The organism is Shewanella sp. SP2S2-4, assembly GCF_031932025.1.
In the GTDB taxonomy this organism is placed as follows: domain Bacteria; phylum Pseudomonadota; class Gammaproteobacteria; order Enterobacterales; family Shewanellaceae; genus Shewanella; species Shewanella baltica.
Genome location: NZ_JAUOER010000025.1, coordinates 1 through 15,411 on the forward strand (window position 1 = coordinate 1; position 15,411 = coordinate 15,411).

Annotated in this window: 13 protein-coding genes; 8 read left to right on the top strand and 5 right to left on the bottom strand. The window is 47.7% G+C overall.

What is annotated here, in order from left to right; all coding sequences use genetic code 11:
- A partial coding sequence (locus tag Q4Q54_RS17245) for a hypothetical protein (protein WP_311989083.1) occupies positions 1–337 on the top strand: 337 nt, incomplete at its 5' end.
- A 171-nt stretch (positions 338–508) separates the two neighbouring features.
- On the opposite strand, the gene Q4Q54_RS17250 is transcribed toward Q4Q54_RS17245, so the two are convergent.
- Complete coding sequence (locus tag Q4Q54_RS17250; protein WP_311989084.1) at positions 509–631, bottom strand: hypothetical protein; 123 nt, start codon at positions 629–631, stop codon at positions 509–511.
- Between the two features lie 224 nt (positions 632–855).
- On the opposite strand from Q4Q54_RS17250, the gene uvrD reads away from it, so the two are divergent.
- Together uvrD and ubiA are read left to right on the top strand one after the other, a co-directional pair.
- Entirely contained in the window at positions 856–3,024 is a 2,169-nt protein-coding gene (gene uvrD / locus Q4Q54_RS17255) for a DNA helicase II (RefSeq protein WP_006084318.1), read from the top strand.
- Positions 3,025–3,162: 138 nt separating this feature from the next.
- The gene (gene ubiA / locus Q4Q54_RS17260) at positions 3,163–4,023 is read left to right on the top strand and encodes a 4-hydroxybenzoate octaprenyltransferase (protein WP_311989085.1); all 861 of its coding nucleotides are present in this window, start codon (positions 3,163–3,165) and stop codon (positions 4,021–4,023) included.
- Here the strand turns inward: ubiA and torT are convergent.
- The gene (gene torT, locus Q4Q54_RS17265; RefSeq protein WP_311989086.1) at positions 4,020–5,138 is read right to left on the bottom strand and encodes a TMAO reductase system periplasmic protein TorT; all 1,119 of its coding nucleotides are present in this window, start codon (positions 5,136–5,138) and stop codon (positions 4,020–4,022) included. The two genes, ubiA and torT, sit on opposite strands and share 4 nt — an antisense overlap.
- Before the next feature lie 296 nt (positions 5,139–5,434).
- On the opposite strand from torT, the gene Q4Q54_RS17270 reads away from it, so the two are divergent.
- From Q4Q54_RS17270 to Q4Q54_RS17285, 4 genes are all read left to right on the top strand, one after another.
- The gene (locus tag Q4Q54_RS17270; RefSeq protein WP_006079934.1) at positions 5,435–5,830 is read left to right on the top strand and encodes a VOC family protein; all 396 of its coding nucleotides are present in this window, start codon (positions 5,435–5,437) and stop codon (positions 5,828–5,830) included.
- Positions 5,831–5,864: 34 nt separating this feature from the next.
- On the top strand, positions 5,865–6,914 hold the full coding sequence (locus tag Q4Q54_RS17275; protein ID WP_311989088.1) for a nitronate monooxygenase: 1,050 nt from the start codon (positions 5,865–5,867) through the stop codon (positions 6,912–6,914).
- A gap of 132 nt (positions 6,915–7,046) precedes the next feature.
- Positions 7,047–8,225 (top strand): hypothetical protein, encoded by a 1,179-nt coding sequence (locus Q4Q54_RS17280; RefSeq protein WP_311989089.1) that lies wholly within the window; start codon positions 7,047–7,049, stop codon positions 8,223–8,225.
- A gap of 153 nt (positions 8,226–8,378) precedes the next feature.
- Entirely contained in the window at positions 8,379–9,461 is a 1,083-nt protein-coding gene (locus Q4Q54_RS17285) for an AI-2E family transporter (protein ID WP_311989090.1), read from the top strand.
- Between the two features lie 3 nt (positions 9,462–9,464).
- On the opposite strand, the gene Q4Q54_RS17290 is transcribed toward Q4Q54_RS17285, so the two are convergent.
- A complete protein-coding gene (locus Q4Q54_RS17290) occupies positions 9,465–9,761 on the bottom strand; it encodes a helix-hairpin-helix domain-containing protein (protein ID WP_311989091.1) in 297 nt (98 codons plus the stop codon).
- A gap of 107 nt (positions 9,762–9,868) precedes the next feature.
- A complete protein-coding gene (locus tag Q4Q54_RS17295; RefSeq protein ID WP_311989092.1) occupies positions 9,869–10,447 on the bottom strand; it encodes a nucleoside triphosphate pyrophosphohydrolase family protein in 579 nt (192 codons plus the stop codon).
- 218 nt (positions 10,448–10,665) lie between these two features.
- Here Q4Q54_RS17295 and Q4Q54_RS17300 point away from each other — a divergent pair, with 218 nt between their 5' ends.
- A complete protein-coding gene (locus tag Q4Q54_RS17300) occupies positions 10,666–12,780 on the top strand; it encodes a M13 family metallopeptidase (RefSeq protein WP_311989093.1) in 2,115 nt (704 codons plus the stop codon).
- A 51-nt stretch (positions 12,781–12,831) separates the two neighbouring features.
- Here the strand turns inward: Q4Q54_RS17300 and Q4Q54_RS17305 are convergent, their stop codons facing one another.
- Entirely contained in the window at positions 12,832–15,225 is a 2,394-nt protein-coding gene (locus tag Q4Q54_RS17305) for a fatty acid cis/trans isomerase (protein WP_311989094.1), read from the bottom strand.
- Positions 15,226–15,411 lie beyond the last annotated feature (186 nt).

A 15,411-nucleotide genomic window follows, 5' to 3' on the forward strand; every position in this document is an offset into this window, starting at 1 on the left:
ATTAATTCTCTCTTGGTTTGTCATTGAACATATAATTCTTGATATTTTCTTAAATGAAGCTAGTGGTAAAATGACTGAAACAAACCACTCCCCTAGACTCGATGATATGCTTAAAAAAATAAAAAACACTGATAACTATCATGATTATGCATCAGTTATCCCATTGATAGAAAAAGCCAGAGATACACGAAATGGTTTCGCTCATCGAAATAAGCAAGTGGATAAGGATTCTGCAGAAAACTCTTTGAATGCAGCATTAGTGTTAGCTTCCTACAAATTGAAGATCGATTTGAAGCATAGTATTTGTGTCCCCCCGCTTCTTTCTTATGGCAATTAGGGTTTATCAAAGTTTATGAGTTTAACGAAACATCAATTGTTAAATTTTGCCTAAGCTATTGGTTCGTGCCTAACTTGTTCAAAGACAACGAGTTACTGAGCCACCCATTGTTAAATTTACAAAATACATGCTAGTCAGAAGACTTCCAGATTACTGTAGGGGTTGGCAAGATTAAGCACTGGCATGTAAGTGACCGTCTGTGACATGGATGTCACGGTCGAGCACACAGGGATGTGCTTGCTGCGAGTCACTGAAATGACAGTGATTAATCGTTGAGAATAAATTATTAATCAATTACTTAATTTTCTTTATTTTGAAAAGGCTCCGCCAGCCAAGACATTCATTTCTGCTTAAGTTCGATTAGGCACTGCGGCAATCTTGCAGATAAAGCACAAACCAAGGTGCGGCAATATACTACTCATCTTATGGCTATCGTCTTATGCAGCTTGTCTTGTGGATCAAACGCGCAGGCGGGTTTTCTTCTGTTATAATGCCCCCTCGATTTTTTGGAGGCGAGAATGGACGTATCTTCTTTACTAGACGGCCTGAATGATAAGCAGCGCGAGGCTGTCGCGGCACCGCAATCTAGCATGTTAGTGTTGGCGGGCGCGGGCAGTGGTAAAACTCGGGTGTTGACCCACCGCATTGCGTGGCTGATGCAGGTTGAACAGCAGAGCCCTTACTCGATTCTTGCGGTGACATTTACCAATAAAGCTGCGGCTGAGATGCGCGAGCGAGTTGAAAAAGTCGCTGGCACCAATATGGGCCGCATGTGGATTGGCACGTTCCACGGCTTGGCGCATCGCTTGTTACGCACTCACTTCCAAGATGCGGGTTTACCGCAAAGCTTCCAAATCCTCGATTCTGACGATCAAGTGCGTTTGATCAAACGTATTCTTAAAAGCTTAAATTTGGATGAGAAACAATATCCTCCACGCCAAGCTCAGGGTTATATCAATGGTAAAAAAGACCAAGGATTACGCCCTAAACATATCGATGCGGGCGGTTTTCCGCTTGAGCAGAATCTGTTAAAAATCTATCAGGTTTACCAAGAGTCCTGTGACCGCGCAGGTTTAGTCGATTTTGCCGAAATCCTGTTACGTGCCCATGAGTTATGGCTCAATAAGCCGCATTTGTTGGCCCATTATCAGGATAGATTTAAGCATATTTTGGTGGACGAGTTCCAAGATACTAACGCGATCCAATATGCGTGGATCCGTGTGCTCGCCGGTCAAACTGCCAATGTGATGATAGTCGGTGATGACGACCAATCGATTTACGGCTGGCGCGGTGCTCAGGTTGAAAACCTACATAGATTCTTAAAAGATTTCCCGACGGCGACCACGATTCGCCTCGAACAAAACTATCGCTCTAAGGGTAATATTCTTAAAGCTTCCAACGCCTTAATTGCCAATAACCCAGAACGTATGGGCAAAGAGTTGTGGACGGATGAAGCCGATGGCGATCCGATTTCGCTCTATTGTGCCTTTAATGAAATGGACGAGGCGCGCTTTATAGTCGGCCGGATTAATGATTGGCACGAAAAGGGCGGCAACCTCAGCGATTGTGCGATTTTATATCGTTCTAACGCTCAGTCGCGGGTATTGGAAGAAGCCTTATTACACAAAGGCTTAGCTTATCGAATCTACGGCGGTTTACGCTTCTTCGAACGCCAAGAAATTAAAGATGCCATGGGTTACCTGCGGTTGATTAATAACAAAGACGACGATGCGGCGTTCGAGCGTGTGGTTAACACACCGCCCCGTGGCATTGGTGATCGCACTTTGGATATTTTGCGCTCAACTGCGCGCCAGCATGAGTTAACCCTGTGGCAGGCGAGTGTACGTCTGCTCGACGAGAAAGTGCTCGCGGGCCGCGCAGCAAATTCTGTGCGTGGTTTCATGGACTTAATCATGACGATGCGTGAAGATACCCAAGATATGGTGCTGTATCGCATGGCCGATACTGTGATCCAAGCTTCGGGTCTTAAGGCCATGTATGAAGCCGAAAAGGGCGAAAAAGCCCACGCTAGAATCGAAAACTTAGAAGAATTAGTCACGGCGGCACGTACCTTCGAAATGCCAGAAGAGCTGGAGGACATGGGCGAACTTAACGGTTTCCTCTCCCACGCGGCGCTCGAAGCAGGCGAAGGTCAAGCCGATGCCTTTACCGATGCGGTGCAGCTAATGACGCTGCATTCTGCCAAAGGGCTAGAGTTCACTATGGTGTTCATGGCGGGTGTCGAAGAAGGGATCTTCCCGAGTAAAATGGCGCTCGAAGAGGGCGATAGACTCGATGAAGAACGCCGCCTCTGCTATGTGGGCATGACCCGCGCGATGGAAAAACTCTACATTACCTATGCGGAATCACGCCGTATTTATGGCCGCGAAGATTACGCTCGGCCATCGCGTTTTATCAAAGAGATCCCACCGCAATATGTGGATGAAATCCGCCTCAAGGCGCAGGTTTCAACCCCAATGGCGAATAATCGTTTTAGCACTCAAAAGTCGGCTGCCACAAACGATACCGGTTTTAACGTCGGCCAACGAGTCAATCACCCTAAATTTGGTGAAGGCAAGGTGACCAACTTTGAGGGCAGCGGTGCCCAAGGGCGCGTGCAAGTCAGTTTTACTGACTTTGGCAGCAAGTGGTTAGTAGTGGCTTACGCTCGTTTAGAAGCGCTGTGATGACTGACATCATCGCGATAAATGTCAGCTTTTTGTGACACGCTTTTAGGGTGTAAATTCGCATCGGGAGAAGCATGGGTATATGATGCTAAGCCTGAAAACGAGTGGAAACTTGAGGGTATTGGGAGTACCTAGTTAATGAATTTAAAGCAAAAGTGGGATGTGTATTCCCGTCTTACTCGAATCGACCGCCCCATAGGTACGCTATTATTGCTGTGGCCATGTTTGATGGCGCTAATGTTAGCTGCGGGTGGCATGCCGGATCTTAAGGTCTTGGTTATCTTCATTATTGGCGTAGTGATCATGCGTGCCTGTGGCTGCATTATTAACGACTATGCCGATCGCGATCTCGATTCTTTTGTTGCACGCACTCGATCACGCCCGCTAGCCAGTGGCGAAATCAGCACCAAAGAAGCGCTGATACTGTTCGTCATTTTAGGTTTATCCGCTTTTGGTTTAGTCTTATTACTCAATGGATTAGTCGTTAAACTATCCGTTGTTGGCATTATCCTCACGATTATTTACCCCTTCACTAAACGTATCACCAATATGCCGCAGATGTTTTTAGGCATAGTGTGGAGTTGGTCTATCCCTATGGCTTACGCCGCACAAACGGGTGAAGTGCCGATGGAGGCTTGGTGGTTATTTGCCGCCAATTGGTGTTGGACTGTCGCCTACGACACTATGTATGCCATGGTCGATAGGGACGATGATCTCAAAGTGGGTATTAAATCTACTGCGATTTTGTTCGGTAAATATGATCGCCAAATCATAGGGTTATTTCAGCTTGCCGCCTTGGCTTGTTTTATCGCCGCAGGTTGGAGCGCCGATCGTGGTTTGCTTTATGGTTTAGGCATTCTGACTTTTGTCGGTTTTAGTACTTACCAACAAATGCTGATTTTTGATCGCGAACGAGCCCCTTGTTTTAAAGCCTTCCTCAATAATAACTGGGCAGGACTGGCCTTATTTGTTGGGCTGGGTGCGGACTATTTGATTTAACGAGCATTGTTTAAGCTGGGGAGATCCTGATGGATCATCCATTGATTTTCCGGCGCTAATATTTGTTCTAAATCGATTTGGTGGATGTTGTCTTGGGAGATGACCTTGATAACAGGGCTCACTCTGTGGGGATAGGGCGCACCTTCGAGTGCGCGCACCGCCAGATCGATAGCAATTCGAGCCTGCAATACCGGTGAGTCGCTGACTGTCGCGAGTAGCTGCTTTTTCTGTACTAATTCTATGGTTTGCGCATTAGAGTAAAATGCGATGACTTTGCCGGTTTGATTCCGGCGTCCATCTAGAAAGCGCGCCGCGAACGTGGCCGCCACCGCATTGGCAATTACATAATCTACGCTTTGTTTTGCAAGTACTTTTCGCACCAAATCCGCTTGAACGAATAACTCAGTCGTACCGTAACCGCCTTCAATTGTGTCGAACTCTTGTTTAGCTGCCGCCCGTCTAAATCCTTGTTCCGCCGCCATCACCCAAGATGCACCCTTAGGCCCAGGAAACCACGCCACCTTAAGCTTAGGTGACTCCTGATTGATAGCTTCTCGCTGCTGCGCCGCAATATATTCTGTCGCCGCAACGGACATATCTTCAAAGCTGACTAAGGAGCGACTCGTGAGTTTGTCGGTCGCGATACCATTGACTAAATCGATAACCGGAATGCCCGCAGCGCTGAGTTGTTCAATATCCGCAATCAGTCCGTCAGCGGTATTGGCGGCAATAATATAAGCTTGAGCCTTGAGTGCATAACAATCATGGAGTTGCTGTCTTTGCTGCTCAATCTTGTCATATCCACCAGCATCATAAATGCCAAGCGTTACGCCTTGGCGCTCGGCTTCTTGTGATAATCCAAAGGCGACGCCCCACCAATATTGATCTTTACCGTGGGGAAGTAAGGCACAGATCCGCCATGCTTGATTGGCCTTAGCGAGTGGCGTGTAGAGGGTCTTTTGACCGTCGGCAATGACATCGGCGGGATACCAAGCTGCCTGCACTGCAAAAACGAAACTGCTAAGGATTAAGAGGAGGCAAATCCTGAGGAAACGGGCGAAGAATGCAGTCAAGTGCATAGGCTCATCATGGTAAGTGAACAGTGAACTAAGCATAGAACAAGGATCCGTAGTTGCTTAATCATAGTTAGATAAAGCTAATTTATTGTTTAATAACAAGCGTAAAGCAGTACTGTTATGGTTTGGTCGCAAAGATACAAGATGACTTAAACTCCATGGGGCAATGCATCTGCAGGCTTTACGCTTTGGCTAGTTCACTGAATGCTTAAGTTTACATTTCACGTTGAAGGCTTAATTGCAGCGGGCTAGTTTTCGCCATAGTGCTTAGTCTATAGTCATTGGCTTATAGTGGCTTTCTATTGTCAACATCATGCTTGTAACAAGGAGTCGTTATGTTTATTCCGCCAGGATTTGCACGGGTTAGCCCGTATATGATTATCAACAATGCCGATAGTTTAGTGGCCTTTATGCAAAAAGCCTTTGATGCTAAAGCGCTACATATTTCCCATCGATTGGATGGCAAAATAGCCAATGCGCAGATGCAAATCGGCGACTGCCTATTTATGTTAAGCGAGGCGAGTGAAGCGTTTCCGCCAATGCCAGCATCCTACTATTTGTATGTGGAAGATGCCGATAAGTCAGTGGCTCAGGCGCTCGCTGCTGCGGGCGAGTTAATCATGGAAGTGGCGGATAAACCCTATGGCGATCGCCAAGGCGGAGTGCGTGATCCCGTGGGCAATCTGTGGTGGATCTCCCAACGTTTAGCCGCAGGGCCATATCAGGATTGATCGTCAAGTGATAACCAGTCAAAGGAGGTGATGTATGCCGTGCCAGTTAACCCGATTATTTGGAATCGAATTGCCGATTATTCAAGCGCCTATGGCGGGTGTTCAGGGCAGTGCTTTAACGATAGCCGTGTCGCAAGCCGGTGCGTTGGGATCTTTGCCCTGCGCCATGTTATCCCTTGAAGCCTTAGATGCCGCATTGACACAGATCCGCGCCCAAACGACTAAGCCCATCAATGTAAACTTCTTTTGTCATCACGAGCCCGAACCGCAAGCGGCGAAACAAGCCATGTGGCTCAAGCAACTCGTGCCTTATTTTGCTGAGCTGGGTATCCATCCTGATACCCAAACTGCGGGAGCACAACGCGCGCCCTACACGAGTGCTCAGGCTGAAGTGTTAGCAAAATTCAAACCTGAGGTTGTGAGTTTTCACTTTGGTTTACCCAATGAAGACTTGTTGCTGGAGATAAAATCTTGGGGATCTAAGATCATCTCGACGGCGACCACAGTGGAAGAGGCGCTCTGGTTAGAAGCGCGTGGTGTAGATGCTATTATTGCGCAGGGCTTAGAAGCTGGCGGCCATAGAGGACATTTCTTATCCGATGATTTGACTGAGCAGCTCGGCACTTTTAGTTTATTGCCGCAAATCATTGCTGCCGTTGATGTGCCCGTTATCGCAGCGGGTGGCATAGTCGATGCAAAAACCGTGCGTGCCGCCATGGCGATGGGCGCTTCGGCGGTGCAAGTTGGGACGGCTTATTTACTTTGCCCTGAATGCACCACCAGTGAGATCCATCGCGCCGCACTGCAAAGCGAGGCGGCGCACCATACGGCTCTGACTAACTTATTTTCTGGTCGCCCCGCACGCGGCATAGTGAATCGTTTTATGGCTGAACTTGGACCTATCAATAACGCAGTACCGGATTTTCCGCTCGCCTCCAGTGCCGTCGCAGGATTGCGAAGCGCCGCCGAGCAACAAGGGTTCGGCGATTTTAGCCCACTTTGGTGCGGCCAAAATGCAACCGGCTGTCAGGCTATTCCCGCCGCAGAGCTGACGAGGCAATTGGCGTTAGGTTTGATGGTCTAATGATCAGTTTGAGCGTTTTTAAGCCAGCATTGTATTCATGGTTTTATCCATCATGTTATTGATAAGCCAAGCTACTTTTTTGGGTTTTTACTATCGCATAGGCTTGGCTAGATCAACTGACAAGGATGTTAAATGCTAAAAATTCGACTAAGACGCCCAGCTAAATATCGAATTTATTTTCTCATTTTGATGATTATTGTGTATTGGCTTGGGTTTAATTTACTGCCAGAACAGTTAACGCAAACAAGTGAGCAGTTGTCTTTGGCTGTCGTCAGTGCACTATATTTTGTGTTGTTACCTCTGCTTTATTGGTATTGGATTATCAAAATTGGTGCGCAAAAAAGCTGGAAAATATTAGTCATTCTCAGTTTGAGCAGCCTAATGGCTCGCCTCAGCTACCCTCCTCAAATTGCAGAGTATTTCGAGTTTATCGCTTGGCTGCGTTTCCCTATTATTGCGATATTGTTGCTCATCGAATTGTACTTGATGGTGAGTATTATTAAGGGATTGTGGCAGGCGAGGAAGGCTTCAGGCGATCCAAGATTAGCGATCATTGCTCAATATGCTGCCACTGTGGAGCAAGAGCTGGGTAATGGGGTAAATGAACTTAGAACGCTTAATATTGAGGGCGCATCAAACACTGATATGCCAAAGAATCAAATGCCTGACGATGAGAAGCTGACCTTAGGTTTAATACTCGCTACCGAACCCGCGAGTTGGTATTACGCTATCCCTTATTTTTCCCGTCGCCACCCAGCATCGATCACACCGCTTAAGTTACTGAGTGCCCAACCTTGGCATGCTTTGGTCATCATAATGTGTTTAATCGCGGCCTCCACACTGAGTTACATACTACTCGATGATGTGAGTCAAATTGCTGCCGTATTCGTTTCTGGTTTGATCTTATATTCAGTGGTATTAATCGCAGCCAATTACCGAATCAGTCGTTATTACTCCCTGTATCAAAGGGAAGGTAAGCTCATTATCAATAATGGTATCTGGGGTTTTATGGCGATTGATTTAACCCAGATAAGTGAACTGAAATTGGGAACATTTTTGACTCATGTACAACCACAGCAAATGGGGGGGAAATCGGTAGGTGATTCAACTGCAATCAATGCACCAGAAATCTTGACGATAGGACGGGGTGATACCGCGAATGTGCAGCTGATTTTTAAGCTGCCCCAAACTTATTATGGTGGCATGGGACAATTGCCTGAGCCGTTAAGTATGGTCAACCTCGTTGTAGATGATCCTCAAGTATTCGCTGATGCGTTTGGCATACTCCAAAATTACAAAAAAGTTTCTTAGAATAGATTTATAACCATGAAATCACATGCTAATTAGATGATTTATCGACCAATCTGAGTTAGTCTGCTTAGCGTTTATAAGAGTGTATTTGCGCGCTCAATGTGGCGTATAGCCTATTGTTTAATCATCTAAGTTTTTGGGAGCCGTACCACTATGACGCCGATTTTCAGTAATGCCGCTATTGGTCGTAGTTTGTTGGTTTTGCTCTTGTGTGCTGGCGTATTCTTTTTTATCGATTTTTTAGTGCCCGCCTTAGCTGCATTGATTGTGTGTTTTTCAAGTTGGCCTCTTTATCAAAAACTATTGGCAAAATGCGGTGGTCGCTCGGCGTTGGCGGCAACCATTGCCCTATGTTGTATTGTGCTCGGGCTGATTATCCCGCTGGTGTTTGTATTTTCCTATGCGTTACAAGAGATTAGGACTTGGGTTGATTGGTTGGTGTTTACTAACCAACACGGTTCGCCCGTGCCCTTGTGGATCAAAGATTTACCTTGGATGGGTGAATGGTTAACCCTGCAATGGCAGCAGTTTATTGGTGAACCCCATGAATTAGGCCAAATTATCAGTGCCATTAGTGGCCAGAATTTGAGTGGCATTTCCCGTTGGGTGCTGCAATTGGGTTGGAATACTTTAGGGTTGTTATTGACCTTACTTTTTATGCTGATCACTTTGTTTTTCCTGTATAAAGATGGTCCGCAAGTGGCTAAACAGTTGGATATCGTGGGTGAGCGAGTGCTGCCTGCTCGCTGGCATAGTTTTTCCCGTGTGGTGCCTGCAACAGTCAGTTCTACCGTGATAGGTATGACGCTTATCGCGATTGGTGAGGGCATAGTGCTGGGGATTGCCTATTGGATTGCGGGTGTGCCATCGGCCGTTGCTTTTGGGGTGTTAACCGCCTTTATGGCCTTGGTTCCCGGCGGCGCGCCAACCATGTTTACCTTGATTTCACTCTATCTTGTCGGCACTGGCGATATGACGGCGGGCGTCGGCTTGTTCCTTTGGGGCAGTATAGAGCTGTTTATTGTCGATAAAACCCTGCGACCTAATCTTGTCGGCGGGCCGATTAAATTGCCTTTCTTACCGACTTTTTTCGGATTGATCGGCGGCGTGAAAACCATGGGTTTTGTCGGTTTGTTTGTCGGCCCAGTATTGATGGCCTTGCTGGTGGCAATTTGGCGGGAATGGTTAAGGGAAGAACCTGAAATTATACAAAGTGATAAACAGGCGGGAAGCTAAAAGCTAAGGTTTAGTCTGCCCTAAGGTATTTTTGCGCTCATCGGTGTAAAACCACCAAGGTTTAGCATCTTCGCCCGCCATAAAACGGGTGATGGAGATAAACACATCGATCATGCACGGGTCGTGTCGCTGGCCCGTTTTGTCACATAGAGTTCGATACAAATTGTAGGGATTTTGCCCCAGCAGTTGCTCAGGTTTATCTATACCGAGCAAACGTAAATCCGCCGCACAAGCTTTGCCAATATTCGGCAAATCAGTTAATTGCTTCACCTCGGCACGCACGACTTTTGCTGGATTCATACGGATTGCCTCGTTAAAACACACGCTGAAAAGTCATTACTGCTGGATAATTGCCTTGGCGAAATAAGAGCCTGCGAATAACAGGCTCTTAAACAAAGCTATAAAATCTAGGCTTTAACCAGCTTAGTCAGATCCGCTGGGCGGTAGTATACCGATTTTAGTACCTTGCCTTGACGAACCACTTTACCTGCCATTTCCACATCTTTAGCACATTTGGCTATGATGAAGTCGCCTTGTTGACTACCAACAATTTCAACACCTTGTTTGGCATAAAAGGCAACTGTCTCAGCCAGTTCTTGCTCGTTGCGGCACACTTTACTCATATTGCTTGAATGGACTTCGTCCCAGCAGCCAATAAAGTCGATTTCACGGTTTTTAGCGACGCATAGCAACAAGTCAATCAGGTAGCTGATTTCGAGTCTGTCGGTCATGGCTTGTGCGCCTAAATGCACTAAACGCCCCATTAACACATACACAGAATCAACGATGGCATCGGCTTGCTCGATATGGCTATCGGCTTCTGCTAATTCTGTTAACTCTTCAATAATCAATGAGGTATGTAAGGTGTCGGCCTTGTCATCTAAGGAATCAACATCATTAACGGGCAAGTCGAAGGTGCTACGAAACTCACTGATATCACGATATAAGTGGTCATAAATAGGTTGAGTTAAGCTGGTGAGTTTCATTTGAATTGCCTTGGGATCAATAAACAATAAGTAGTTGGCGGCAATTTTAAAGAAATGCGCCGCAGAATACAAAGTTCAGGCTGCCTCAGTAGACTGGCTCAAAATGTTTGCATTAACTTTTTATCATAAAAAGTGGCTTTGTTTTACTTCTTCATTCAGAGCCAGTTACACTGCCAAACTTAGGATAAATACAATAATAAAAGAAAGAGGAGTCATTCATGTCGGACCGTCTTATTCCCGTGCTGTTACTGTCTACTTCAGTACTGACGGGGCTCACTGCTTGCAGTGATAACACCACAGAAAACACAGTTAAAACCAGCGAAAGCGCACCTAAGAGCCAAGACGTAGCCGCTCAAATGCCAGTAGGTATTAATGTCGCGGCGATGACGCCAACGGTAAAACCTGGGGATGATTTTTATACCTACGCCAATGGCGAGTGGATGAAAACGACAATGATCCCTGCCGATCGCTCCAGCACTGGCGCTTTCCTTGTTGCCTTTGAAGAAACTGAAAAGCATAAAACCAGTTTGATTGCCGAACTGGTAAAAGCGCAGCATACGGCGGGTAGCGACGAAGCGCGTATCGCCGATTTCTACAAGGCTTACACAGATACTGCCGCCATTGATGCCGCAGGAATGAAACCTGCTGAGGCGGATATCGCCCGTTATGAGGCCATTGCGAGCAAGCAAGATTTATCCGCAGCATTAGGTGAAAACCTGCGCGCCGATGTTGACCCTCTCAACGCGACCGATTTCCATACCGAAAACCTGTTTGGGGTCTTCGTCACCCAAGGTTTAGCCACGCCAGGCGAAGTTTTGCCTTACTTTTTGCAGGGCGGTTTAGGTTTACCTGAGCGCGAATATTACCTGTCTGCCGATCCTAAAATGGCCGACATTCGCAGCGCTTACCGTGCTTATATTGAAACCTTGCTCAAAGATGCGGGCGTGAGCGATGCCGCTGCCCGTGCCGATCGTATTTTCGCCCTTGAGAGCAAGATCGCTGCCGCCCACGCTAGCCGTGAAGATAGCGAAGATTTCGCTAAGTCTTCGGGCGTGTGGAGCCGTGCTGACTTTGATGCTAAAGCACCGGGTATCGACTGGACTGCTTTCCTCGCGGCGGCGCAACTGGGCAATCAGCCCAAATTTGCAGCCTACCATGCGACGGCAATTACAGGACTTTCTGCGCTAGTGGCCTCTGAGCCTTTAGAAGCTTGGAAAGATTGGCTCGTGTTCCACCAGATCAACAGCCACGCCGATGTGTTGCCATCGACTATAGACAACGCTTCGTTTGCCTTTAATGGCACTAAACTTTCTGGGACGCCAGAGCAGCGTAGCCGCGATAAACGTGCCTTAGCGGCACTCGATCAATACCTAGGTGATGCCGTAGGCCATGCCTATGCCGAGCAATATTTCCCTGCTTCGGCCAAGGCTGAAGTCAGCACTATGGTGGATAACATAGTGGCGGCTTTTGGTCAGCGAGTGGAAAAACTCGATTGGATGGACCCTTCCACTAAGAAAGAAGCCCTAGCAAAAGTGGCGACTATGGCGGTGGGCGTGGGTTATCCCGACAAATGGCGCAATTACGACAGCTATGCTGTAACGGCGACTAATGCCTACGCGAATGCCATCAATGGTGAAAAAGTAGAGTACAGCCATCAACTCGCCAAGATTGGCAAACCAATGGATAAAGGCGAGTGGTGGATGACGCCGCAAGTGGTGAATGCGGTGAACCTGCCCGTGCAAAATGCGCTTAACTTCCCTGCGGGTATTTTACAGCCACCATTCTTCGATGCTAAGGCCGATGCCGCCTATAACTATGGTGCGATTGGCGCTGTGATTGGCCATGAAATCAGCCATAGCTTTGATAACAATGGTGCGGCATTCGACTCGACAGGCGCTATGCGTAACTGGTGGACGCCAGCTGACTTTGCCCAGTTTGCTAAGCAAGGCGATGCCTTAGCTCAGCAGTTTGATACCTATGCACCATTCCCAGATTTACACGTGAATGGCAAGCTGACCTTAGGTGAAAACATTGCCGACGTGGCGGGTTTAGCCGCGGCACTCGATGCGTACCATGCCTCGCTTAACGGTAAAGAAGCCCCAGTGATTGAAGGCTTTACGGGCGATCAACGCTTCTTTATCGGCTTTGCGCAAACCTGGGCCACTAAGATGCGTGATGAAGCGCTGCGGGCTCGCGTCGCTACCGATGGCCATGCCCCTGGCATGTACCGCGCGCTGACAGTGCGTAACTTAGATGCTTGGTACAGCGCATTCGATGTTAAGCCTGGCGACAAGCTGTATTTAGCCCCAGAAGATCGCGTTAAGATCTGGTAAGTTTACTGGGTGGATTTGAAAGCAAGGGGAACGCTAGCGTTCCCCTTTTTATTAACGATTTTGCAGGCGGTTGTAATCCAGCCAACCGCTTTCTATCGGGTGATTGTCGAAAAATATCTGATTGAGTTTGTCACTAAAGGCCCAAAAGGTAGGATCGCTACGGCGTACAGCCGCAACATCGAGCAGTGCCTCATAGTCTTTTTCGGTTTGCATTTGCTCTACCGCCGCGACGATTTTAGGTAAGTCCTGTTCTTTCACCAGCCAGAAGGCTTCTGGGTAACTGCCCAATAAACCATGCACTAAGGTGACATCATCCTTTGCGGGTTTGCGGTTACTGGCCTCATTAAACAGGCTCGAAATATTACGATGGGCACTATTGCGAACTAAGGTAAAGACCTCAGCTTTACCTGCTTTTTCGGGCTCGACCATGATCATCGTCAGCTCAGGTAACAGGGTCGCTTGGGTGCCTTTTAATCGACCTAATGCCTGCAACAGCGCCTTGCTGTTGGCTTGCAAGTTGCTGTTTTCTATTTGATATCGATTCGGCTGTACCTTAGCGACTTTCTGCCCGAGTTTTTGATACAGTTCGCCCTTGAGGTCATCGCTATAGTAGAGCACGCCCGTGGGCTGATTAAAGGTGTTGATATCCCCCGCGATAAACGCCGTGAGCTGAGTGCCAGCCCCTTGATACCAATCACTAAATTGTTTGCGCCTTTCCTCCTGCGGTAACAAAGTTAGGAAATTTGATTCCCCCTCCATGCGTAAAAAATCCATGTATAAGCGAGTTAATAGCTGGTGGCCGTAGTTACCATACACATCGAAACCTGCGACCAGTAAATAGTGGATACGCTCCAATAAGGCGTAATCGATAATCCAAGCGGTTTTGGGCGGCTCACCGACTAAACCTTTGACCACAGTGGCATTATCGAAGTGGCGAAACACTGTCAGGCTAGCATTATCATTGTTGTCGTCGCCATCCCAGAGCCCGTCTATGGTGAGGTGTTGGCCGTTTTTAAACTTCTCGTTCAAGAACTGATTACGCGCCCGCATGTACTGGCCTTGCTTGGCGGCATATTTCACCCAAGTTACGGCGAGTGCAGTGCTTTCTTCCTCCGCAGGCATTCGTAGGTTTTCAATCTGGGAATGGTAGAAGGTCCTAAAATCCGCGTCGTCCATATAATCTGGGGTAACAAAGTACACCCAGAATCTGTCGTTAATCACATTGAGCGCCACCTGACCACGGCACACTGGGCCTTTGATAAAGCCCATAATGGTGTCTTGGGCGCGGTTCAGCATAAAGCGATAGCGCGCACCGGCAGGAATTTGAATAAAGGCTTCGAAGGGATTGGCCGCAATGCTCGGCTGGTAGCTCGGCAGCTGAGTCACTGAGTAATCCGCATCGATAAACCATTGCTGCCAGTCGTGCAGCAAGCCGGAATTTAAGGCATAGGGGATGTGGGTTTTATCGACTATGGTCGCTCGATAAGGTCGAAAACGGTAATAGACACGTTCCACCTTAGGATCGTCGAAGGGGCGGCGGGAGGCGATAATATCCAGCGCTTGCCCCGGCGGCGTCCTCGAACGGATTAACTCGAAAAATAAAGGCTGGGCGTTCGGCTGATTTAAAGATTCAAAATATAAGTGAAAGGCAAACAAATGCTCGTAGATGTAGCGTGCGCTTAATTGGCTTTTTAAACTGTCGCCGTTTAAAAATTGCTCCCAATGGGTGATTTCCGTTATAAATTCAGGGGCTAGCGATGGCGCGAACGGCAACGGCGCACCTTGTTCGAGCCAGTGCATCAACACTTGATGTTCATTCGCATTCAGCGCTGGCAAGCCATAGGGCATGCCCGCAAACGGTTGGCTTTGCTCGTATTTGTCCATTTCCTCTAGGTTGGCGCATTGCTGAACTCTGTCGAGGCTGAAATCAAAACGCTTATCTAAAATCTTGTCTTCGGGCAGGGGATGCATTTGCTTAAGCGTGAGCATTCTGGCCAATACTGAGGCTTGGGTATTGGCTTCTGGAGTTTGATTGCGCTCGTTTAACATGGGGTAAAAGCCGCGTTGACGCCAAGCTTCTGGGGTAAAGGCATCGACAAATAAGCGATTGGGCGTGGCGGCGACTAAACGTGTGCCTTGATAGACTTTTTCCTTACTCGCTCCGCGTTCTATGCCTTCGCTTGAGGTCATTTTGAGCTGGCAGGGAGCATCGTAGCAGGCATGGCACACCACGCAGCGGCTATTGAGGATTGGTTCAACTTCTTTGTGCACAAATTCGGCCTGTTGAACAAATTGGTTGTTAAGCTGTGCATTCTCGACGCGCTTTTGCGGTGAGCTAGTGCCAAACAGAGCATTGAAATCGATTTGCGCTACACTGGCACAACCCGTCGCCAACAGCACTGTGGCCAATAACAACCTTTTCCATATTCTTTTTATCGCGTCCATTCACGACTCCTTTATTTGCCACCTAGCAGAGTTAGCCATTTAGCCCACTGATCAGCATCACTTTAGCAGAAGAGTGTGTTGGATCTAAAATTTGCAGCCTTATTTTATCCTAGCTCTCGCTTAACTTATGCCGCAGAGTTTTGGCGACGGCCGCGGAACTTAGGTAAGATAGCGACCATAAAAGTG

Excerpts from the sequence above, each read along its gene's own strand:
- uvrD (WP_006084318.1), top strand. The coding sequence starts at position 856 with ATGGACGTATCTTCTTTACTAGACGGCCTGAATGATAAGCAGCGCGAG.
- ubiA (WP_311989085.1), top strand. The coding sequence starts at position 3,163 with ATGAATTTAAAGCAAAAGTGGGATGTGTATTCCCGTCTTACTCGAATC.
- torT (WP_311989086.1), bottom strand. The coding sequence starts at position 5,138 with ATGCTTAGTTCACTGTTCACTTACCATGATGAGCCTATGCACTTGACT.
- Q4Q54_RS17270 (WP_006079934.1), top strand. The coding sequence starts at position 5,435 with ATGTTTATTCCGCCAGGATTTGCACGGGTTAGCCCGTATATGATTATC.
- Q4Q54_RS17275 (WP_311989088.1), top strand. The coding sequence starts at position 5,865 with ATGCCGTGCCAGTTAACCCGATTATTTGGAATCGAATTGCCGATTATT.
- Q4Q54_RS17280 (WP_311989089.1), top strand. The coding sequence starts at position 7,047 with ATGCTAAAAATTCGACTAAGACGCCCAGCTAAATATCGAATTTATTTT.
- Q4Q54_RS17285 (WP_311989090.1), top strand. The coding sequence starts at position 8,379 with ATGACGCCGATTTTCAGTAATGCCGCTATTGGTCGTAGTTTGTTGGTT.
- Q4Q54_RS17290 (WP_311989091.1), bottom strand. The coding sequence starts at position 9,761 with ATGAATCCAGCAAAAGTCGTGCGTGCCGAGGTGAAGCAATTAACTGAT.
- Q4Q54_RS17295 (WP_311989092.1), bottom strand. The coding sequence starts at position 10,447 with ATGAAACTCACCAGCTTAACTCAACCTATTTATGACCACTTATATCGT.
- Q4Q54_RS17300 (WP_311989093.1), top strand. The coding sequence starts at position 10,666 with ATGTCGGACCGTCTTATTCCCGTGCTGTTACTGTCTACTTCAGTACTG.
- Q4Q54_RS17305 (WP_311989094.1), bottom strand. The coding sequence starts at position 15,225 with ATGGACGCGATAAAAAGAATATGGAAAAGGTTGTTATTGGCCACAGTG.